Origin of the sequence: Chryseobacterium sp. SIMBA_028, assembly GCF_046535285.1 — a bacterium.
In the GTDB taxonomy this organism is placed as follows: domain Bacteria; phylum Bacteroidota; class Bacteroidia; order Flavobacteriales; family Weeksellaceae; genus Chryseobacterium.
Window position 1 is genome coordinate 114,193 of record NZ_JAWRWZ010000006.1, and the last position, 21,915, is coordinate 136,107.

At 32.1% G+C, this 21,915-nt stretch carries 22 protein-coding genes and 2 tRNA genes; 11 read left to right on the plus strand and 13 right to left on the minus strand.

From position 1 onward, the window contains the following. Positions 1-10: 10 nt before the first annotated feature. Both SCA31_RS09565 and SCA31_RS09570 read right to left on the minus strand, forming a co-directional pair. Entirely contained in the window at positions 11-2,278 is a 2,268-nt protein-coding gene (locus SCA31_RS09565; RefSeq protein WP_410696737.1) for an AAA family ATPase, read from the minus strand. Between the two features lie 249 nt (positions 2,279-2,527). After that, positions 2,528-2,800, minus strand: coding sequence for a hypothetical protein (locus SCA31_RS09570; RefSeq protein ID WP_410696738.1), 273 nt, complete (start codon positions 2,798-2,800; stop codon positions 2,528-2,530). Between the two features lie 347 nt (positions 2,801-3,147). On the opposite strand from SCA31_RS09570, the gene SCA31_RS09575 reads away from it, so the two are divergent. Genes SCA31_RS09575 through SCA31_RS09585 form a run of 3 tightly spaced genes read left to right on the plus strand, consistent with a single transcriptional unit; the run spans position 3,148 to position 4,536 of the window. Next, entirely contained in the window at positions 3,148-3,570 is a 423-nt protein-coding gene (locus SCA31_RS09575) for a hypothetical protein (protein WP_410696739.1), read from the plus strand. 7 nt (positions 3,571-3,577) lie between these two features. Then, entirely contained in the window at positions 3,578-3,925 is a 348-nt protein-coding gene (locus SCA31_RS09580; RefSeq protein ID WP_410696741.1) for a hypothetical protein, read from the plus strand. Beyond that, the gene (locus tag SCA31_RS09585; RefSeq protein ID WP_410696742.1) at positions 3,925-4,536 is read left to right on the plus strand and encodes a hypothetical protein; all 612 of its coding nucleotides are present in this window, start codon (positions 3,925-3,927) and stop codon (positions 4,534-4,536) included. The genes SCA31_RS09580 and SCA31_RS09585 overlap by 1 nt, the downstream gene beginning before the upstream one ends. Positions 4,537-5,067: 531 nt before the next feature. Here SCA31_RS09585 and SCA31_RS09590 read toward each other — a convergent pair. The 4 genes from SCA31_RS09590 to SCA31_RS09605 form a co-directional block, all read right to left on the minus strand. Next, a complete protein-coding gene (locus SCA31_RS09590) occupies positions 5,068-5,193 on the minus strand; it encodes a hypothetical protein (RefSeq protein WP_262690507.1) in 126 nt (41 codons plus the stop codon). Between the two features lie 379 nt (positions 5,194-5,572). Then, the gene (locus SCA31_RS09595; RefSeq protein ID WP_410696744.1) at positions 5,573-5,737 is read right to left on the minus strand and encodes a hypothetical protein; all 165 of its coding nucleotides are present in this window, start codon (positions 5,735-5,737) and stop codon (positions 5,573-5,575) included. A 203-nt stretch (positions 5,738-5,940) separates the two neighbouring features. Next, positions 5,941-6,507: a hypothetical protein gene (locus SCA31_RS09600; RefSeq protein WP_410696746.1), complete on the minus strand. Its 567-nt coding sequence runs from the start codon at positions 6,505-6,507 to the stop codon at positions 5,941-5,943. Positions 6,508-6,529: 22 nt separating this feature from the next. Beyond that, entirely contained in the window at positions 6,530-7,840 is a 1,311-nt protein-coding gene (locus SCA31_RS09605) for a hypothetical protein (protein WP_410696747.1), read from the minus strand. 1,220 nt (positions 7,841-9,060) lie between these two features. Here SCA31_RS09605 and SCA31_RS09610 point away from each other — a divergent pair. Further along, complete coding sequence (locus SCA31_RS09610; RefSeq protein ID WP_410696748.1) at positions 9,061-9,588, plus strand: antirestriction protein ArdA; 528 nt, start codon at positions 9,061-9,063, stop codon at positions 9,586-9,588. Positions 9,589-9,735: 147 nt separating this feature from the next. On the opposite strand, the gene SCA31_RS09615 is transcribed toward SCA31_RS09610, so the two are convergent. Both SCA31_RS09615 and SCA31_RS09620 read right to left on the minus strand, forming a co-directional pair. Further along, positions 9,736-9,806, minus strand: a tRNA-Gln gene (locus SCA31_RS09615). Between the two features lie 186 nt (positions 9,807-9,992). Next, positions 9,993-10,063, minus strand: a tRNA-Gln gene (locus tag SCA31_RS09620). Between the two features lie 99 nt (positions 10,064-10,162). On the opposite strand from SCA31_RS09620, the gene SCA31_RS09625 reads away from it, so the two are divergent. From SCA31_RS09625 to SCA31_RS09645, 5 genes are all read left to right on the plus strand, one after another. Beyond that, a complete protein-coding gene (locus SCA31_RS09625; RefSeq protein WP_410696749.1) occupies positions 10,163-11,191 on the plus strand; it encodes an AMP-binding protein in 1,029 nt (342 codons plus the stop codon). Positions 11,192-11,234: 43 nt separating this feature from the next. Next, on the plus strand, positions 11,235-11,627 hold the full coding sequence (arfB, locus tag SCA31_RS09630) for an alternative ribosome rescue aminoacyl-tRNA hydrolase ArfB (protein ID WP_410696751.1): 393 nt from the start codon (positions 11,235-11,237) through the stop codon (positions 11,625-11,627). 44 nt (positions 11,628-11,671) lie between these two features. Beyond that, on the plus strand, positions 11,672-12,316 hold the full coding sequence (locus tag SCA31_RS09635; protein ID WP_410696753.1) for a hypothetical protein: 645 nt from the start codon (positions 11,672-11,674) through the stop codon (positions 12,314-12,316). Between the two features lie 294 nt (positions 12,317-12,610). After that, positions 12,611-12,991 carry a GreA/GreB family elongation factor gene (locus SCA31_RS09640; RefSeq protein WP_410696755.1) on the plus strand — a complete coding sequence of 127 codons (381 nt, stop codon included), beginning with the start codon at positions 12,611-12,613 and terminating at the stop codon, positions 12,989-12,991. Between the two features lie 155 nt (positions 12,992-13,146). Beyond that, positions 13,147-14,121, plus strand: coding sequence for a deoxyhypusine synthase family protein (locus SCA31_RS09645; protein ID WP_076354641.1), 975 nt, complete (start codon positions 13,147-13,149; stop codon positions 14,119-14,121). Between the two features lie 377 nt (positions 14,122-14,498). Here the strand turns inward: SCA31_RS09645 and SCA31_RS09650 are convergent, their stop codons facing one another. Then, positions 14,499-14,645: a hypothetical protein gene (locus SCA31_RS09650; RefSeq protein WP_410696757.1), complete on the minus strand. Its 147-nt coding sequence runs from the start codon at positions 14,643-14,645 to the stop codon at positions 14,499-14,501. An 89-nt stretch (positions 14,646-14,734) separates the two neighbouring features. Between SCA31_RS09650 and SCA31_RS09655 the strand changes: the two genes are divergently transcribed. After that, positions 14,735-15,031 carry an MGMT family protein gene (locus SCA31_RS09655; protein ID WP_410696759.1) on the plus strand — a complete coding sequence of 99 codons (297 nt, stop codon included), beginning with the start codon at positions 14,735-14,737 and terminating at the stop codon, positions 15,029-15,031. A gap of 94 nt (positions 15,032-15,125) precedes the next feature. On the opposite strand, the gene SCA31_RS09660 is transcribed toward SCA31_RS09655, so the two are convergent. After that, positions 15,126-15,524, minus strand: a complete 399-nt coding sequence (locus SCA31_RS09660) for a helix-turn-helix transcriptional regulator (protein WP_410696761.1) — start codon at positions 15,522-15,524, stop codon at positions 15,126-15,128. 445 nt (positions 15,525-15,969) lie between these two features. Continuing rightward, positions 15,970-17,862: a molecular chaperone HtpG gene (gene htpG, locus SCA31_RS09665; protein WP_410696762.1), complete on the minus strand. Its 1,893-nt coding sequence runs from the start codon at positions 17,860-17,862 to the stop codon at positions 15,970-15,972. Between the two features lie 80 nt (positions 17,863-17,942). Here htpG and SCA31_RS09670 point away from each other — a divergent pair, with 80 nt between their 5' ends. Further along, complete coding sequence (locus SCA31_RS09670) at positions 17,943-19,439, plus strand: hypothetical protein (protein WP_410696764.1); 1,497 nt, start codon at positions 17,943-17,945, stop codon at positions 19,437-19,439. 54 nt (positions 19,440-19,493) lie between these two features. Here SCA31_RS09670 and recA read toward each other — a convergent pair whose 3' ends face one another. Then, a complete protein-coding gene (gene recA, locus SCA31_RS09675; RefSeq protein WP_410696765.1) occupies positions 19,494-20,495 on the minus strand; it encodes a recombinase RecA in 1,002 nt (333 codons plus the stop codon). 180 nt (positions 20,496-20,675) lie between these two features. After that, positions 20,676-21,860 (minus strand): oxygenase MpaB family protein, encoded by a 1,185-nt coding sequence (locus SCA31_RS09680; protein ID WP_410696766.1) that lies wholly within the window; start codon positions 21,858-21,860, stop codon positions 20,676-20,678. Positions 21,861-21,915 lie beyond the last annotated feature (55 nt).

Genomic DNA, 21,915 nt, shown 5'->3' on the forward strand with positions numbered 1-21,915 from the left:
TAATACTTGTTTATCCAATATTTATCATTGCATCATAATGAGATTGTGATAATTCTTTAAAAATAAGTTCAAATGATTCAAATAGGTTTTGAGGCGTGGTGTTAATTATTCTTTGAAAGTACATTTCATCTAAAGGGGAAATTTTATGACTTGCATCATTAATCTCAGAAACTAACGCACTACATATTATATATTTAGGATCTTCAACAGGAATATTAGTTAAGGCTCCCCAGCTATCTGTGCCTAATCTTATGAAGTTGACATAGCTTTCCAAAATTCTTCTCATAATATTGCTTGTTGCTATGTTTAAAGTAGCATCATTACTGTTTTTTAGTTTATTCAATGTACTCCATAAAAGAGAATAATCATTTAGGATTTTATTTTTATTACCTTGATATTCTACAATACTTACAGAGTTTTCTTTAAAAATATAATAATAAGATTTATCATAGCATATTCGACCATTATCAAATGAAACTTCTTTATGAAAATAGATATTGTGAGTTAATATAAACACCTGAGATATATTTGTATTTTTTAAATCTTTGTGATCGGGAGATTTTCCTTTCTTTTCGATTAGTTTTCTTACAAGAGTTGTGATTATAAATAGCACCTGATTATCTAAACTTGAAACAGGATCATCAATTACAATTATTTTCTTTTTTGAAGAATTGTTTTGATTATCTGTCCCTAAGCATAACTGATAAAAGTAAAGAAAGGCTATGAAATTTTTTTCTCCTTCGCTTAATGTTAAGAAAATGTTTCCTGAATCATTATCAGTTCTTTGTAAAATATACTGTGATATATCATTTTCTTTCTGTATTTCTTTCAAAAAAAAACTATCAAATCCACTATAATTCAATATTTTATTAATATTATTTATAGCATCTGTTGTAGTTACTGTTTTTCCCTTCCATTCTGCTATTTGCAAATTTGATTGCTTAATAAGATCTTTGATATAGTTTTCAATATCTATATTAAAAAAGAAATCTTCAATATACTTTTTTTCTTGCTCAAAATAATGATTTATTTTGTTACCACATTTTTGAGCTAAATACTTCCATATATTTTCTTGAAAGTCATTTCTATTAGCATCAATATCTTTAAACTCTTGATTATTAGTATATATTATCTTATTGATAGCTGTGATACTACTTTTAAAACTAAGTAGAGATTTTAATTCTTTTCTCTCATTTGAAGCTTTGATTTTACTTTCAATAATATTTATATTATCGTCAAAGAGACTCTTTAAATTCTCATATAAAGTGCTGACAGTATTACTTGGATTCAAATACTGTGAGATATTTTTAATTTCTACGAGGATATCATTTGTTTTACTTTTATAAGTATTTTTTAAATATTCTATTTTTTCTAATTTTGTTTTATAAGTTTCATCAAAATAGTTTTCAAATTTTAAAATCAGATTTTTATCTACAGTTTGTTTTTGGCAGAAAGGGCAAACTTGCAAATCCTCATTTTTTTTCAAAAATGTGATTCCTTCTTCAACCCAACTACTAATTTCTAGGTCATCAATCAGTTTAGCAATATCTACATCTTTATTTCCTACAATTACTTCGTTCAATAAATTGTATAATTCATTTTCTAAAACTCTGATTTTCTTATATGTTTTGGAAGAAATATTTACTGGTATATTTTGTAAATTAGAATCATATAGTTTTTTGTAATTAGTAGAAAGATCTTCTAATGTGATTTCCTCAGTATTTTCTAAAGTAATTAGCGTAGATTTAATCTTATTGAAATTATTTTGAGTCTGTTTGTTCGGGAAATTTTCTTTTATCTTAAAAAATGAGCTAATCGTTGACTTTCTCTCATTAAAGCAATAATCTTTCAAGGAGTTATAGTCACTCTCTCTATTTTTTATTATCCTATTTTTTTCAAAAATAATTTTCGATGTAATGTATTCCTCGTTTAGATTTACTTTCCTTTGCTCTTCACTAATCAGATTATCAATTTTTTGATTGGTTTCATTTAAAGAAAATATTCCTTTTTGAACATTTTTTTGTATAAAATTTTTTTCTACAAATTGATTATTAAAAACTAATATTTCGTGAATATTTAGATCATATCCAGTTTGACTACATAAGTTGAAACTAGAATTTATATCTTTTTCATTAAGACTAAGTTCATATAAGTATTTTCCTATACTCGATTTTCCTGTGCCATTATTTCCAAAGAAAAAATTAACTTTATTTAAATCAGGAATAATTGTTTGCTTTTTATAAGTTGCAACATTATTTAATTTAATTTCGGTTATCATGTTTTTAGTGTATTGTAAAAATAAATATATAAATTTTTTTGGTTGGAATCTTGTGAATTATAAAATTAAAATTCCAAATTTGGATTTTTGTACACACATTAGTGTATCTATTTTGGCTTGATTTGATATGACATAATCCCATCGGCTCATTAGTTCTTTACCTTCGTCAAAAGATTGTAAAATATACATTTTAAGGATTGGTTTTTTCGAGTTTTATTTTATCTTATAGGATTCCATTTGATTATGTTTTCATAATTGCAAGATAAAAAATACACCAGTTAATAATAGTATAAAATAATCTGCCTTAAATTTATAAAACTTATTTGTGATTGTTTCTGTAGCTTGATTAATTCGCTCTTCTAAGATTTTAGTTTTAACACTATTTTGTTCAGAAATTAAAGAATCAACTTTTTTATTCAATAATTCAATTTTCTTGTTTTGCTGATTATTGGAGGTATCCGTTTGTGAAAAAGAAAAAACAAATAGAATTAGAAATAATGTCAATAATATTTTTTTGAACATGGTGTTTTAATAATTTTTCAAATATAATAACTTTGATATTGAAAGGAACAATTTTTGATAGTAAAAAACGGATTGCAAAAATTTATATCTTTGCAATTCAAATTTTATCGAAAAAAATATAAAGCGTTAGCTTATTTAATCTTGGTATCCGAAATCTGACAGTTTCTATCAAACACCAAAAAGATTAATAACTCTAATGCTCATGCCTCTGGCGTGAGTATTTTGTTGTTGTCTTTCATTGGTGTGGGTTTTGTCAGAACCTCGGAACTGAATTGATAATCTACAAACTCACGCCTTTTTATATGTAACCATCACTTTGAGTTTGGGTGAATTTAAAAATTCATCTTATGAAAAAACTATTATTCACAGTTTTTACAGCATTATCATTCATTGGTTGTTCAAATCACGATGATGACAGCACACAAACAACAAACAATCCAGTAGCAACCCAGTATTTTCATCCTCCAACATGGATTCAGGGGAAATGGCAGAAAGACGGAACAGCACTGTATAAATTCACGAATGATGATTTTTATACTATTGCGGGAAGTATAGAAACAAGCTACAAATCAATATTACAGCAAGGCGCAAGTTTAGGTGTTTCTTCAAGTGTTCCAGAAAATATTTCTGAGACTGTCTATGAATTTACTATAAAGTCAGGCTCTACGAATACAGAATATAAATTCAAAAAGATAAGTTCTACAAAGATTGAGTGGGTAAATTATCCTTATGCTTCGACAGTTGGTGCATTTTATTTAACTAAACAATAATACTATCATGAAAAAGTTTTTAACAGCAGTAGTGATAGTTGTTTCGACAATGACTTTTGCACAACAAACAGAAAAAGACAGTAAATGCGATTTGCCTAAAGATTATCAGGAACCAAAACCAGACAAAAAAATCCAATCTTGGTTAAAACGTGGAGATGCTACAATTGAAGACCTGAGAAAACATATAGCGGTTGAAAATGATTGTAGTGAGAAAGATGTAGTCTTTTTGAGAATTTCGGAACAGAAAGGAAACGGAATGTATTCTGTTTGTGTTGCAGGAAAACCCATGAAATACAAACGAATGGGGACAGTTTTTATGGGTGCAGGAGAAAATCCTTTTGATGTGACAAAGTAATGGAACATAATGCGGAATTACAGTTAAAAGAGACAATCAGCCAAATGGTTGAGAAGTGTCTTGTAGTGGATCTAAAGGAAATTTTTATGGGTAAGAAAAATTATAAATCTATCCTTGAACTCATTTTAGATTATGAGAAGTATTGGAATACCTCGGTTAATGAAATTTCAATGACTGCCAAAATTTCTAAAATCAGAATACAGGCTATTATCAGTGAAACATTTCAAGCTATTAGAAAAACTTACCCACAACAACCTGTATATAGTGATTTAAGCCATATTAGAGACAAATATGTGAATAAATTAAGCTCAGATCTCTATCATACAGTTTCTGATTATTTAAAAGAAGATACAGAAACAATAAAATATAAGAACTCTGATGATTTGAAGTTTATTTATGAAAATATGATTAACCATTATTTTATAAAAACCTTGAATATGAAAGGAAAACTGGCTAAGAGCTATATGATTGAAGAAAACCTTACAGAAAAGGTTATTCACAATGTTTTTTATCTACTTAATGAAACTTATACTAAGGAGGGAAATTCAAGTAATTTGGATTTACAAAGTCTTCTATTAAAAATGGAAAATTTAAACACTAAAAAGAATTAGAATATAATATGAAAAATCACAAAATCCATTTAAAGCAAAACGATAACCAGTTTCCAACTGATAAAGAAATTGGAATAAGACTTTTAATCAGGATTTTTTTAATTTAATTTCTATTACACTCATCCAATTTTGATTAGGGTAATTTTCAGTTATAGAATCTTCTCCCTCTATTATGTATTGATCGAGTACTAAAATTGGAGCTCTATCTTCATATATAAGTTTCGTGTTAAATAAGTTTTAGAGCGTTTATATATTCAAATAATCAATTCTATATTTTAAATTAAATGACTGTATTATGATTTTTCGCAAACAAATATCTTAAAATATAAATATCTTTATCCATACATATCTTCAATTAGATATCAAACTACTGATTGACAATATTTTGAATACATAATATATAAAAGAATGTTTACGCATAGAAAACTTTTTACGCATAAAATATGTACAGATTTGAACAAATGTTCGTACAAATATACATATAGCAAAAAATACTCACTGTACAAACAAGGAGCATAGATGAAAAGTTGGTTATTTTATTTCAATAATGAAAACAAATACACCTCCTTTTGGATGGTAGATAACTTTACCATTCTTTCTGATAGATCTGGTGAATACTTTTTTATAAGTTTTACCGTCTTTTTCAAAAATTTCCATTAGTTAGGATTTTTGAAGTTAAACAGAATGACCAAACAGCTCAGGTTGCAGCCTGAGTTGTTTTGTTTACATGTATAGTGTAAATCCATCCGTGTAACAGGTATGAACAATGTTACCGTAACGTTCTTACACAAAGATAGAGTAAAAAAAATGTAGTAAACAACAATATGTTAGTAATTACCTATTAATGCTAGCTTTTTTGCGTTTTTGTTGTGGGATTTAAAATTTATTGTATGAGTTTTCAATAGTCCTTATCTAGAATTTAAAAAAAAGGTATTAAGGTTTGTCTTTCTATACTATTCTAGGTTATTTTTACCAAAAAATAAGTCACCATTGATCCTGTGTTCTTCTAATAACTTAAAGCCAGGTATTGTTAAGTTTAAGGGAATTTTAAAGCATTTAGTATTCTTGTCGTAAGTGACTGATCTGTTTTTTCCTTTTGAATAGTGGATAACTCAATCATTTTTAAAGAATCTTCATCGACTTGAATCGAATGCTGTTTGAAAATAGCTAAAACCGTTTTCTTGTCAATCATACTGTTCATGCGTTCAAGCTTTTTTATTTCATGGTATCTGATATAAAAATACTGGATGCTATTAAACATTAAATTTGTTATCAACTAAATGAAAATAATTTGAGTTTCTTTTATCTCAAATTCTGGCTATTTAGATTGAAAGTTTGGAGAGAGCAAGATAAAAAAATAACCTTGACATTTTTGGTCAAGGCTAAATATTAAAGTAATAAAATTTACTGTTTAGTGAAAATCAAATCTTTTGTTTCAGGCAGATAAATCGTTAAATCAGGATTTCCAGGACAATTCTTTGTTGTTAAGACGGTAACATTAGGTTCGTAAGACCACGAAATCTGCGTATTATTAGTTTTCTGTAGATTTATGGTTCCCCAGCCAATACCACAATTAGTTCCTGTATAATAAAAATTAACAATGTTATTATTAACATACATACTAATTATTGCATTTTTATCATATTCATTTTGAACATTATTGTTATCTTGTAATAATTCTCCATTAGAATTCTTTACTATATAACGTACATTCAATACATCCTGATAATGGTAATCTGTTGATTTAGGTGTCTTGAATATTTTATGCTCTTGCTTTGTAATAATTAAAGTAATGTTTTTCCCATTAAAACTTGTTACCCAGGTTCCTGTAAAGAAAGCTAGTTCGTTAGCTAGATCTTTCATATATGAACCAGAGGGAACATCATCGGGGAATGTATTGAGTGGATAGGTTTGTTGGGCTTTATAAAAAGAAAGATTTATGAAAAGGCCAATTAATAATATATATTTCATAATATTTGAATTTAATTCTTTGTTATTGTGGACATGGAATATCAGTTGTAGTTCCATCATTTTTTTTAATTACTGTTGCTATTTTATTATTGGAGTCAACCTTTTGTAAAGTTACTTTATTTTCTAAACCCATTTTTTTTAGAGTATCAAAGAAAACTTTTTCTAAGCCTTTACTATTTAAACGATTTGTTGATTTATTACAATAAACTCCTGAAGTATCTTTATTTAAGATATTCCAAGTACTTTTTAACATAGCTATATTCCAAACAGTAATATCCACCTCACTATAGCCTCCTGCTGGTGGTATATCAGCATGATTTCCATTGAAATGCATGATATAATGTACATCATTTGGAGCGACTATCCCAAAATAAGCATTTCCAGTATTTCCTATATTTTGATATCTTACAATATCTAAAAAAGTATCAATGTCAGTAGCAGAAAATATATCTACAGTTGTTCCCGTATGATTATGATAGCCCCCGTTCATTGTGGACGGGTCTCCAAAAACTACACTATGTTGACCATTCGGAGGTGTTGGTGTAGGAGGCCCTGTTTTATTATCTCGCCATCCTTTCTCTCCTCCTGTTCCACTATTCAAATGATCTTTCAGATCTTTGACAATATTTTCTATTTTAGAATCCTGTATCATTTTTTTAGTTTGCTCACAAGGGTTCGTATTAGTAGGTTGATTAGGGGTGCTAGCTCCTCCACCTCCTCCACCTCCATAATCACCAGGACCACCATTCATGTCATGGCCTCCATCACCACCCATATCATCCCATGGATCAGGCTTGGAAAGTTGTGGTTTTTTTACAATAATAACAACTTCGCCCACGTCAATGGTCCTACCCATTGAAAGGGAATTATAATGTTGCTGAAAGGTCTGGATAAGGTAATTACGATCAGGATGCCCCTCCTTATAAACGTCAAAGTAAAGAAAATCTCTTTCTGCATTAATCACACCACCTATTATAGCAGTCACCTTTCCATCTGTAAGCATGGGAAACATTAAAAGTTTTCTGCCATTCTCAAGATCCATATCCTGAGATGAAACCTTTAAATCTACAGTTCCATACTTGCTTTCCAGTTCTGTTTTCTTTTCGGGATACTTCTCAAAGTAGGCTAACATGGAGCTTCCAAAGGGTAGTGCATAGTTGTTGGATTCTGTATTTTTGGAAAGGCTTCTTTCCATTTCAAAGCGTTCAAAAAAGGCAATTTTTTCCTTTTGTGCTTGTTCTGTACCTGTCATCATCTCATCTGTCCTACAAGAATTGAGAGAGACGGATAATGTAGATAGCAATAAAAGTCCATAGACTAAATTTTTCTTCATAAGTGTTTGTTTTTAGGTTGTAAATATATTATAAATTTTAAAAATATAACCTTAATTCTAAAATTAGTGATGTGTAATGATTAATCATTGTTACTCTTTATCATTAAATTTTATTTGGATGACAATTTATAAAAAATCATTAATTCACGGCGTAGGTATTTTCCCCATATTTTCTTGATTAGAATGGTTAAGTGGGTTTGAGAGTGATAAAAGTAAGTATGTGATATGAATTTATAAGTAGTACCTATATATAATATTAATTGTACTACTACTACTACTACTACTACTACTACTACTACTACTTTATCACTCTCTAACACATTTCCAACCCACTATTTCGGGTAACTGTGGTAAACTGTTTGTGGTATTTTGGGTGTGTGTATGGTTTTGATTGTGGGCTTCTGGGAGAGGTTGTATAATACTTGGTCTTCTATTTACACCACCTGTCAAATTTTTACTGTAAAAAGCACCCCTATACCAAATCCCCCCAATTTTATATAGATGTTGCGACTCTCCCTACCATAAGCTTTTCCCCGTATGGGCCAGCACGATAATCCTATTTACTTTAATAGTAGTGATATCGTCTTAGAGTTAAATGACAAAGGTGAATCAGGTGCACTGTTTGGCTTTGAGTTCTAATTATTACTCGAAGCCAAGATTTTCGAAATAAAATATATTAGAAACGTAAAAATACAACGGTAAATCCTCATTCACAAAACTAGCCCCCTAATCTCTCTCTCAAAATCAAATACTCCTTATAATAAAATTTGTAACAATTTAATACCAAAAAAATATATTGAGTGTAAGGATTCACCCTACCATATATTTGCCCCCACCATCAAGTCAAAGAAATTTTATCTCCCCCCACCAACTGTCAAACCTTTTCTCAAAAGTAAGTTTTGTTTTATTTGTTTTTTGTGGATGTGGTTTTTATTTTCCACTTACATTCTGTTGGTTATACTCTTCAGGCTATATATTTTATTGATATTTTTTTGACAGTTTTTGTTTGTTGCGGTTTGTGTTTAAAATATTTAAAAACTTTAATTTTAAAGTTAAAACCTCTGTCAATTGGCATGAATATTGACTTTATTAATATATCAAAGAACTATTTCAAGTTCTTTTTTCTACATAGATTCTCACAATAATATATAAAAATGCCTAAAGTGCTACGAACACGATAGGCAAGTCAATAAATTTTAACACATCTAAAACTTATCAACATGACAAATTTACAAAATTGTCTGCAAAACTGTGCTATCTACTGTGGCACTTATGCAAAGTACAACAATGGAAGCCTTTACGGCAAATGGTTTAATTTAGCTGATTATTCAGATTATGACGAACTAATAGGAGCAATGAAAGAGCTTCACGAAGACGAACATGATTTTGAATTTATGCTTCAGGATTATGAAAACTGTTCTTTCTTTGAAAAGTTAGGATTAATCGAAGAAAGTTATTTGTCTAATGAGATATTTGAAATAGCAGAGCAAATAAACGATTCTGGCTATGATCTTGAAATTTTCGAAGCTTATCTTGATTGTATTGGAAAAATGGATTTTCAAAGTATTTATAAAGGTGTAGTAGATTATTACACGGGAGAGTATTCAAGTGATGAAGATTTTGTACAGTACTTATATGAAGATGATACGTTTAATATTCCAAACTGGGTTGTTATTGATTGGGAAGCTACTGCAAGGAGTATAATGTTTGACTATTTTGAATCTGGCGGACATTATTTCCGTAGTTAAAATACAATTAGATTCAAAAAGGTTCAATTAGGTTTACTCCAAGTGTTTTTTACAAAAACAGTGACCAAAATCGTGACCAAGTGACCAAAAGTGACCAAAATAAAAAAGCAACTTGCTGTAAATTAGCGAGTTGCTTTTGTTTGGTTGTAGACCCACAGGGATTCGAACCCCGACTGACGGTACCAAAAACCGGAGTGCTACCGTTACACTATAGGTCTGTTTTATTTTTGGTGGTGCAAATCTACAACTTTTTTCTTTATATGCAAAAACTGTTTTTGAAAATTTATGAATGAAGTTTTTATTTGATCAAATACCTTTATTTCGGGCTATGGTTTTTAAGTTGAATTTAAATAGTAAACCCTGATATTATAAAAACAAAAACCATCCTTAAAAAGGATGGTTTGTAGACCCACAGGGATTCGAACCCCGACTGACGGTACCAAAAACCGGAGTGCTACCGTTACACTATAGGTCTGTTTTATTTTGGTGATGCAAATTTACAGCTTTTTTGTTTAGATACAAGAATTTTTTAAAGTTTTTTTTAAATTTACATCACTTTTTATGTACCACAATCATGCTTATAGACTTCAATAATCTCAATATTAATAAATTATCATTCCATACAGAATTTGAAAAAAAAGTAGAAAACTTTTTAGAAGAATGGGTTTCTGATGGTGAAATGGTAAAAGTTCAGACCTCAGGGTCAACAGGAATACCAAAAATTTTCGACATCGAGAAAAAGAAAATGATCAATTCTGCAGTAATGACCTGTAACTTTCTGGGATTAAAAGAGGGAGATAAGGCTCTATTGTGCCTGCCTGTAGAATATATTTCCGGAAAAATGATGATAGTTCGCTCCATGGAAAGAAAACTAAAGTTGATTGTTGCAGAACCCTCTTTAAATCCTGTGATGCATCTTGCAGAAGAAATAGATTTTTGTGCGATGACTCCGCTTCAGGTGGAAAATTCATTGGATCAATTACATTTGATTAAAAACTTGATCATTGGTGGGGCTGCAGTTTCTGAAAGTCTCAAAAATAAAATTCGTCAGATAAATCTAAAGAGTTCTAACCGTATTTTTGAAACCTATGGAATGTCAGAAACACTTTCCCATATTGGTCTGAAACAGTTAATGCCGGAATCCGAGGATTATTTTACTGTTTTTGAAAATGTTTCTATTTTCTTGGATGAAAGAGCATGTCTGACCTTATTTGCACCTAATGTAAATAATGAGGTTTTGAAAACTAATGATTTAGTTGAAATTAAAAATGATAAACAATTTAAATTCCTGGGAAGAATAGACAACGTAATTAATTCCGGTGGAGCGAAAATTTTTCCGGAAGCGCTTGAAATTTTGGTTAAAAAAGAAATTTCCAATGAAGCCATTTTTATAGGTCTACCAGATGAAATTTTAGGGCAAAAGCTAGTACTGATTGTTGAGGGAAAAGAGTCGGACGATGTAATTAACGCCATTTCTCAGATAACATTTGAGAAAAAATTCCATAAACCCAAAGAGATTATTTTTATCAATACTATTCCAAGAACACCTAACGGAAAGATCAATAGGATAGAATTATACAAAATGATTAATGAAAATATTTAGTTATATCTTGGCTCTCGTATCCTGAACATCAAAATTTAAAACAATGAAAGACTTTTCAAAAGAACTCAGTTTCAAAACTACTCGCAGCAGCGGAGCAGGAGGACAGAATGTGAATAAAGTGGAAACTGCTGTTACTGTGCTTTGGAAAGTAGATGCTTCTGAATTTTTTAATAATGATGAAAAAATATTAATTAAGGATAAACTGAAAAACAGGATTAATGCAGATGGATGGCTGTTTTTGACCGTTTCTGAAAGCAGAACCCAGTTAATGAATAAAAATAAGGCTATTGAAAAAATCATTGAAATAGTAGATAAATCCTTGTTTATTCCTAAAAAGAGAACGGCTACAAAACCATCAAAAAGACAGAAACAGAAGCGCTTGGATACCAAAAAGAAACTTTCGGATAAAAAAGAAAACAGACGTTTTAAATTTTAGATGTTTTTCCTGGAAAATATTACCTTTGCCAAAATTTTTCACAAATGATTAAAAAACTATTTCTGTTAGGGGCTTTTTCAAGCTCATTAGTTTCGTTTGCTCAACAAAAGATTTCAATTATTCCATCTGTAGGATATGCATGGAGAATTGCTGAAACACCGTCTGGACTTTCCAAAGCAGAGAAAGATTATGTAAAAGGATTAAAAAATGGTGTTCATTTTGATATTTCTGCATATTATAATTTGAAAAATATTGGACTTGGGGTTAAATTTTCCAACTTCAATGCATCAAGCAATGGCTATATATTGGGATATTCTGGAAATGGAACTCCTATTTCCGTTCCTGTAACAACTAAAGATAATATTACATTTTTTGGTCCGTCCCTAATGTATTCCAATTATAATGAGGCTACAAAACATAAACTATTTTTTGATGTGTCACTTGGAGTGATTTCTTATACTACAAAAACAGCCAATGTAAAAGGAACTGGCTCTAATCTTGGATTAGATGCAGGTGTAGGGTATCAATATGCACTTTCTAAGAATTTTTTAATAGGACCTAAGCTTGGAATTACAGCGGGAACATTAGGAAAAATGAAATTTAATGGAACGACGGTTGATTTTGGAGACAATCAAAAAGAAGGTCTTACAAGAGTTTCCTTAAGTGCAGCCGCAACATTCCGTTTTTAAGTTATATATTTGTAAGAATAGAAATAATAATTATAATGACAGCAACAATCTTTTTATCAACGGAGCGCCGAAGAGCAGGATTGTTGCTGTCATTACTTTATCTACACACAGATTCTTTTCTTAAAAGTTCTAAGGACTTTATCAATTAAGCCCTGTCAGGATCCAAGACAGGGGATTATTCCAGATTTTTATTTATTGTTTTTGCGGTTTTCCATGGAAATGAGCTGATATATGCTTGATTTCTACATTGGATCATCGGGGAATACCTGCATTTTAATCTTAAAAATTGAAAAAATGTCCAATCAAATTATTGTAACTACCGGGATTTATGATGCCATAAAAGATACTCTTAGAAGAAAAAAAGTAAGCATTCCCGAAGAAAAGAAATTAACTGAGGAACTTAGAAAAGCCAAGCAGGTTTTGAGAAGAGACCTACCGGCAGATGTAGTAACAGTGGAGAGAAAAGTGACCTTAAAAGATCATACGCTGGATTTCGAACATGAATATATTTTTGTTCCTTCAGTTCAGGAAAAAGTGAAAAAAAATAAACATTCCATTCTTTCTGATATAGCGTTGGCTGTAGTTGGATATAAAGTAGGAGATATTATAGACTGGCCTTTCAGGGATGGTGAACGGAAGATTGAAATCTTAAAGGTGGAAGCCTGGGAGGGATAAACTTTTGTTGAATATTATGATAAAAGAAGCGTGGCTCATTTTGGGGTCACGCTTTTTATTTAACAAATGATAAAAAAAGAAGCCTCTATGATACTTTCTTCGAGTGCTTTGGCTGCATTCCATTTTTAAGTTTTATCTTTGCAAAAATTATAAAAATGAACAAACCAATTTCTGAATTTATAGAAAAATATTTTCTGCATTTCAATGCAGCTGCTTTGGTAGATGCGTCTAAAGGGTATGTTGCACATCTTAAAGATGGTGGGAAAATGATGATCACTTTGGCAGGAGCAATGTCTACTGCTGAATTGGGGAAAATTCTTGCAGAAATGATCCGTCAGGGAAAAGTGGACTTCATCTCTTGTACAGGAGCTAACCTTGAGGAAGATTTAATGAATCTTGTGGCTCACTCTCATTATGAAAGAGTTCCGGATTATAGAGATCTTACTCCTCAGCAGGAATGGGATCTATTAGAGAGAGGATTAAACAGAGTTACTGATACTTGTATCCCTGAAGAAGAAGCATTCAGAAGATTACAGAAGCATATCGTTGAAATCTGGAAAGACGCAGAAGCTAAAGGAGAAAGATATTTCCCACATGAATTTATGTACAAAATGATTCTTTCTGGAGTATTGGAGCAGTATTATGAGATCCCTAGAGAAAACTCTTGGATGATTGCTGCTGCAGAAGCAAACTTGCCAATCGTAGTTCCGGGATGGGAAGACTCTACAATGGGTAACATCTTTGCATCTTACTGTATCAAAGGAGAGCTTACCGCTACTACAATGAAATCCGGTATTGAATATATGACTTATCTTGCGGATTGGTATACTAAAAATTCAGCTGGAAAAGGAGTTGGGTTCTTCCAAATTGGTGGAGGTATCGCTGGAGATTTCCCAATTTGTGTAGTACCAATGTTATATCAGGATATGGAAATGCATGACATTCCTTTCTGGTCTTACTTCTGTCAGATTTCGGACTCTACCACATCTTATGGTTCTTATTCAGGAGCAGTTCCAAATGAGAAAATTACTTGGGGTAAACTTGATATCACTACACCGAAATTTATCGTTGAAAGTGATGCAACTATCTGTGCGCCATTGATGTTCTCTTACATTCTTGAAAATTCTTAAGAAATAAAGATATCTCAAACGAGACTAAAATAACAGCGCTTCAATTTATTTTGAAGCGCTTTTTTATTTGCCACTATTAGATTTGTAGTTAGAATATGTTGGTTAGAATAAACACAAAGGCACAAAGAAAGATAGATGACATTCTTTTTTAAGGCGCAAGAAAATCAAATATTTTCAGCAAGGACAAGACATAATATTAAATTGAACTTTCTCGCAGATCAGACAGATTAAGAGGATTTTTCATTAATTTCTGTAGCGAAATAAACAATGCAGTATTCAATTTTATCATATATAAAATCTTTGCGCCTTACAGCAGCCACACTTCAAGTCAACTTTCGTCTTTGCGATTTCCAATAAACTGCAATATGTACAAAAAATTAATCCAACGAATTGACCAACACAAAATAGCGGTACGCCAAAATTCCCTTTTCAATTTTTGTCAATCGATTAGGGTCTTTGTTACTCAACTTTGGAAGAACCTTTTTATTGATAGCATTCAGCAATCTGAAAAATGATTTTTTCATATCTTTATCTTTTAATGAAACATCATTGGGTTTATAAGACTTCAAAAATGATGCAAAAACGGAACATGGTTTCCTATTATCAATAAATTATGGATGAGATTTTCAAACAACAGGTATATGAGGTGGCAAAACTTATTCCCAAAGGACGAGTTTCTACGTATGGCGCTATTGCAAAAGCAGTTGGTTACCCCAATCATTCACGTCATGTAGGAAAGGCAATGGGAGGCTGTCCGGAAGATGTTCCTGCACATCGTGTAATTTCCAGTTCAGGAGTATTATCTGTGCCACCGTTTCAAGAGAAATTAGAAAGAGAGGGGATTACGGTGGAAAATCTGAGGATAAAAAACTTTAAGAAGTTGTTTTGGGATCCCATGGAAGAGTTATAATGAACTTCGGATATGAGATTTTAGATAAAAAAAGCCATTACATATCGATAAGCAATATGAACGGCTTTCTAAGATGACGGTTTTGTCAACCGTATTATTTTTTAACCTTTGGATTCTTTAATTCTTCCCTTAGTCTTTCGTTTTCTTCTTTTAGTAAATTAATATATTCCTGTAGATTCTCAACAATAGTTCCTGGTATACTGCTGTAATTACTCTGATTATTAATTAATCCTGCAGAGGTAGAAGTATCATTAAATACTGGATGGTCATTATTGACAATTACTTTAGCGTCCTCGTCTTCGTAAATCTCGTCCAATGGAACTTCTAAAAAATGGGCAATTCTTTCCCATTCATCAGGTATAATCCTTACATCACCGCTTTCTTTTCTGCTGTAGTTGGATACATCAGTTGATATATAATCAGCTACTTGCTTCTGCGTATAGCCTTTTTCCTTTCTAATGATGCGTAATTTTTCTTTTTGCATGACCGACATTTTATACAAAAATGGAGAAAAAGTAGAATGTATACAATAAAAAATAGAAAAAAGATGATTTAAAATAATGAGAGCTAAGTGAAAATGAAGATGAGGTTTATAATATGAGTATTATCCAGGTGAATAGTTGATGATTTTCTATTGATATTTCTATATTACCAAGATGGATGTATTATTTCTTAGCCAGTAAAACTCTTGAATTAACAACTACAAAATTCACAAAAGCTTTTGTTTAAATACTTTAGTTCACGTAAGAAAGTCCAAAAAGATGATATAAAAGTTCATCTCAGAAGATAATCTTGAATTTTCAAACCTTAAGTATACTTCATATGCATAAATCTTGCCTATTTAAATAGCCTACCTACTAAATCTTTTGTGGTTAAAAAATATTATTCTCTTAGTGTGGTAAAAAAAAGGCTGTCTCATGTGAAACAGCCTTTTTGTATTATTTTTCAAGTTGCTTGTAGCTTCTCTGTATAAAATCTGTCAGATCTTTTCCTTTCAATAAGTTCTGAGACAACTTGGCCAGATCCAGTGCATATTTAATCAGGTTTTCCTTTTCCTCAGTATTCTCTGTTTTTAAGATCTGATTAGAAAGATCACTGTTGGAATTCACCACAAGGTTGTACATTTCCGGGAAACCTCCCATTCCGAACATACCACCACCACCTGTTGCCTGCATTTCTTTCATCCTTCTCATGAATTCAGGCTGGGTAATGGTAAACGGGGCATCATTACTATCCAGATCTTCAAGTTGTACTGTAAATTTAGTATCCTGAATGGCTTCTTCTACATTTTTCTTTAAAGATTCTTTTTCTGTTTCATTTAATTTTGAAATGGCAGGTTCATCTTTTTTAATCAGGTTATTGATGTGATCTGCATCTACTCTTGCAAATGAAATATTTTCTTTTGAAGTTTCCAGTTTTTGGATCACGTGTGGAATGATAGGAGAGTCTAATAGAAGAACCTCATATCCTTTATCTTGTGCAGATTGAATGTAACTGTGTTGCTCGTCTGCATTAGTAGTATATAGAATGACTAGTTTGTTATCCTTGTCCGTTTGTGATGGGGTAATTTTTTCTACCAATTCATTCCAAAGGAAATATTTTCCGTCAGTTGTAGGATATAGGGTGAATTTATCTGCTTTTTCAGCAAATTTTTCTTCCGTGATGATTCCGTACTCAATAACTATCTTAATGTCGTTCCATTTTTTTTCATAGTCTTCACGGTTTTCATTGATTAGGGAAGCCATTTTATCGGCAACTTTTTTAGTGATGTAAGAAGAAATTTTCTTTACTGCACCATCTGCCTGAAGATAAGAACGGGATACATTCAATGGAATATCCGGAGAGTCTATTACACCCCTTAGAAGCATTAAGAAATCAGGAACAATGCCTTTTACTTCATCCGTTACAAATACTTGGTTTTGGTATAACTGGATCTTATCCTTATCAATATTTAAGTTGTTGCTTAGTTTAGGAAAGAATAAAACTCCAGTAAGATTGAATGGATAATCTACATTCAGGTGAATGTTGAATAAAGGCTCTTCAAACTGCATGGGATAAAGCTCGTGGTAGAACTTCATATAATCCTCATTGGTCAGCTCGCTTGGGGAAATTGTCCATGTCGGTACCGGATTGTTGATGATGTTATCCACTTCTTCAGTTTCAGCAACGGCATCTTCAGGAGCGTCTTCCGGTAATGGAAGAGTATGTGTTTTGGTTCCGAATTTAATAGGAACAGGCATGAATTTATTATACTTTAAAAGTAATTCACGAATTTTACTTTCTTCTAAAAACTCTACAGAATCTTCTGCAATATGAAGAATGATTTCTGTTCCTCTATCTGTTTTTTCAGTAGTTTCTTCAAGAGTAAATTCAGGACTTCCATCACAAATCCATCTTACAGCAGGCTCATCTTTATAGGATTTTGTAATGATTTCCACTTTCTCAGCTACCATAAATGCAGAGTAGAATCCAAGCCCGAAGTGTCCGATAATTCCGGAGTCCTTGGCTGTATCCTTATATTTTTCCAGGAACTCTTCAGCACCAGAAAAAGCAACCTGATTGATGTATTTTTCAACCTCTTCACCGGTCATCCCGATCCCTTGGTCTATGATGCGTAATGTTTTTTGCTCTTTATCAATTTTAACCTCAAGCTTTGGGTTTCCGTATTCAACCTTTGCCTCTCCGATGCTTGTCAGATGCTTTAATTTTAAGGTAGCATCTGTTGCATTGGAGATTAATTCTCTTAAGAATATTTCGTGGTCACTGTAAAGAAATTTTTTAATAAGTGGGAAAATATTTTCCACAGATACATTAATATTTCCTTTAGTCATAATATTTTAGATTTTTTAATTTTCAAATATTTCTCAAAAAAAATACCACATCGAAGAAACTGACAGAATGGCATTTTTTTATGATGGGCAAATTCATCGCTTTTATTATATTTACCGCCAATTATAATAACAATATGGGAATCTTTGATTTTTTTAAGAAAAAGAATAACAGACAGGAAAATGTAAGTACTCCGGTTCAGCATAATGAAATACCAGAGGAAAAAGTGATTGAAAGTGTAGTAGAGGAAGTGGTAGAAACCCTACCGGAAGTTCCAGTACAACCAATAGAGGAGGTGATAATAAGTGAGCAGTACGAAAAAATCAGGATTTATAACGACTATATCATGTATTGCATCGCTCTTCAGCTAAGAGGTGATCTTGCCCCTATTTCTGCATTTGAAAAAGAAAATGGAGAAGTAGAAGGGTTTGCCTACATGGTGACAGAGGAGGGGTACACTCTTTCAGCTGAAGAGGTGATAGAAAGAATGACAACGAAGTTTGAAAGTGAACTTGAGGAGGGTAAAATTAAGTCTTACATGATTTTGTATCATTCACAGTTTGACAATGATGGTAATCACAGTCTGGCCACAAGAGAGAATGAATTTAAAGCTATCACAATGGTTTATCACTTTGAGGGTGAAACTCAGGATAAGATTGCATTACCTTATGTTTTTGAAAATGATAACATTACCTATAAAGGAATTGTAGAACTTTCTCATGAAGAAAATAATGATATCATGAACACTCAGTTGGTTGAGGGGAAAAACTATTTTACGAATATGGAGCCCATTAAGGCCCCTGAAGTTACTAACGAAGCCGGTATTAAAGTAAGAAAATCCAACGTACCTAGTCTTATCAATACCTGGAGTGGTATTTTTGGACATGATAACTTTCAGAATAATCCGTCTTATGCTGATCATCTGATTACTCTTTTGAAAGAATGTAAGGCTAACGAACCTGATTTTGAAAAGAATAAAGCAAGCAAAATGGAATTTGCAGATGTAAAATTCAAAACTCTTTTCAATGAAGAATTTGGAACAATATATCCGGAAATTAAGACTGATTTTTCTTTGGATTTTGAAACTAAAGTTATCAGCGAACTAGAAAATGCATCCAATGAAGAAGCTATTGTAGCGGGGCCTGCAAGAGATACCTTTGGTGTTTGGTTCTTTGCTACAGATTACGCTGAGAAAAGAGAGCAGTATTTGGTACAGCCTCATTTACAAATTAATCTTAGTGGGATTGCCTTTGTATTGGATGTTCATGAAGATTTTGATTTACCGGACGGAACCAAGATGAGCGAAGAATTTACTACCTATATGCCAAGTAAAGATCTTCCTAATTATGCATGCTTTGATTTTATCGGTAAGGTGATTGATTTCAAGGAAACAGTATTGTTTGAGGATGGAAGTGTACAGGGTTATATTGTAAAGCTAAAGTTAATTACCCATGAAGAAATGGATGATTTCTTCACGATTGATGTTTTTGTCCATAAAGATAATATGAGATTTGAAACCTTAACAAGAGGAATGAAAGTCGCTGGACTTTTACAGCTGCAGGGTAAAATTGCAGAATAGGGCAAAGTATATAAAATAAAAACGGTCTGAATATTCAGACCGTTTTTTTATAAATTATTTGTTTTTCAATTCTTCCTTGATTTTGTTTTCCAATTCCTCGGAAAGTTCAGGGTTGTCTTTTAAAACATCTTTTACTGCATCACGTCCTTGTCCTAGTTTGCTTTCTTCATAACTGAACCAAGATCCGCTTTTCTTCACAATTCCCATATCTACAGCAGCGTCAAGGATTTCTCCAACTTTGGAAACTCCTTCTCCATACATGATGTCAAATTCTGCCTGCTTGAAAGGAGGAGCTACTTTGTTCTTCACAATCTTCACTTTCACACGGCTTCCTACAGCTTCGTCACCTTGTTTGATAGGTGCACTTGCTTTTCTGATATCAATTCTTACAGACGCATAGAATTTAAGAGCATTACCACCGGTAGTCGTTTCAGGGTTCCCGAACATTACACCGATTTTTTCTCTTAGCTGGTTAATGAAAATTACTGTACACTTCGTTCTTGAAATCGTAGCAGTTAGTTTTCTTAATGCCTGAGACATCAATCTTGCGTGAAGACCCATTTTTGAATCTCCCATTTCCCCTTCAATCTCTGCTTTTGGAGTAAGAGCCGCTACAGAGTCAATGACTACAATGTCAATAGCTCCGGAACGGATAAGGTTATCAGCAATTTCTAAAGCCTGCTCACCGTTGTCCGGTTGAGAAATAATAAGGTTTTCTAAATCAATTCCCAGTTTTGAAGCGTATGTTCTGTCAAAAGCATGCTCAGCATCAATGAAAGCAGCAATACCACCAGCTTTTTGAGCTTCAGCAATAGCGTGAAGAGTTAATGTTGTTTTACCTGAAGATTCAGGACCATATATTTCAATGATTCTACCTTTTGGATATCCACCTATACCTAATGCAATGTCTAGTCCTAAAGATCCGGATGGGATTACTTCTATTGTAGTGTCTACAGAATCATCACCCAAAGTCATTACCGTTCCCTTTCCGTATGTTTTATCTAACTTGTCAAGCACTAATGCGAGTGCTTTTTTCTTATCATCAATGTTACTCATCTCTATTAAAATAATTTCTCAAAAATACATAATTTAAATATCAAAAACTAATATTATTTATCCCTGAAATTGCTTTTTAAAGTTAAAAAATGATAATTTTTAATAGCTGATGTTATTCATAACGAAGTAGATGCGGTATTCTTTTTGAAAACGTTATTTTTCTGAAATAAAGAGGGTGTTTTAATGAAAATTTGAATTCTGCGTAATGTTCAGATAATCTTTCAACACTTTCATTTGGTCTTTATTTCCTCTTTTAATTCTTGAGTCCCGGCTTACAAGGCTGTCATAGATTTTATTGAAAAGTATTTTAGATTTCGGAAACAACTTTTTGTAGGAAGCCTCCGGAATTTGTAATCTTTTACAAACTTCATCATCCAATAAAAACCAGGTACAGCAAATATGAAGATATCTCAGATTTTTCCTTTGAAATTCAAATTTTAAAATGGGGTTTTCCAAAGACTCATTCAGTAAAGAGTGAGCCAAAAGAACGGAGTCTTTATCAGACGGCGGTTGAAGAGAGGTCCATAAATAAAAATATTCTGTAGCCTGTTTTTTATCATCGGGTAGCAGTTGTTCCGGAATCCCAAGTAAGTATCCAACATATTTCCATAGATGGAAAATTCCCTGTTCTTCTTCAACAGAGAATGTGTTTCCTAGTTTCTGAAGACTATGAAGAAAAACAAGACTAAAACCAATGTAGGTTGCCATCATATCCCAGGAATTGATAGGCTCGCCCCAGTTTTCCGTATCCCAATCTTTATAATGTTTTTTAATGGAAAGTCTTGCGTAGGAATGGATCAATCGGGTTTTTATGGCAAATTCATATCCCTTTGCATGAATTTCCAATGCATCGTAGCGAGTGGCATTTACCCAAAAATCCAATGTTTCGGAAAGCCGTTTTACAGCTCCCTTTTTCAAAGCTTCTGTAACAATAAGGGGTTTGTTGAGATACGCGTAGTCATAACCTCCTATCAGACAATAATCCCTCAGGGAAATTAAGGAGTCCAGATTACTTCTCATACAGAGTTCTGCGCCGCTTTTTAATAGATTATAATCAAGCCAGTTTGGAACTTCTTGTGTTTGAGCAAAAAGTTTCTTTACACTTTCAGGAACGGAATCATTTTCAGAAACGCCGTTTCGGATATAATGTTCGATTTCCCTTGAAGCTTCATGGAATTTTTTCGTAAAATAAACATCTTTTACAACTTCATCACCGGTTTCATCCACATGATAAAAGAAAGGAGCAAATTTTTCAAAATCCTGAAAGCTCACCTGAGCACCGGAAAATTCAATCAGTTGTTTCCCGTTCCCTTTTTCCCAAAAATTTCTAAAATGGGGAGAATCCTTAAACCGAGGTTGTATCATTGTTCATTCCTTTACAGATAAAAATACAAGTTTTACACCGAAATTCTCTGGTGAG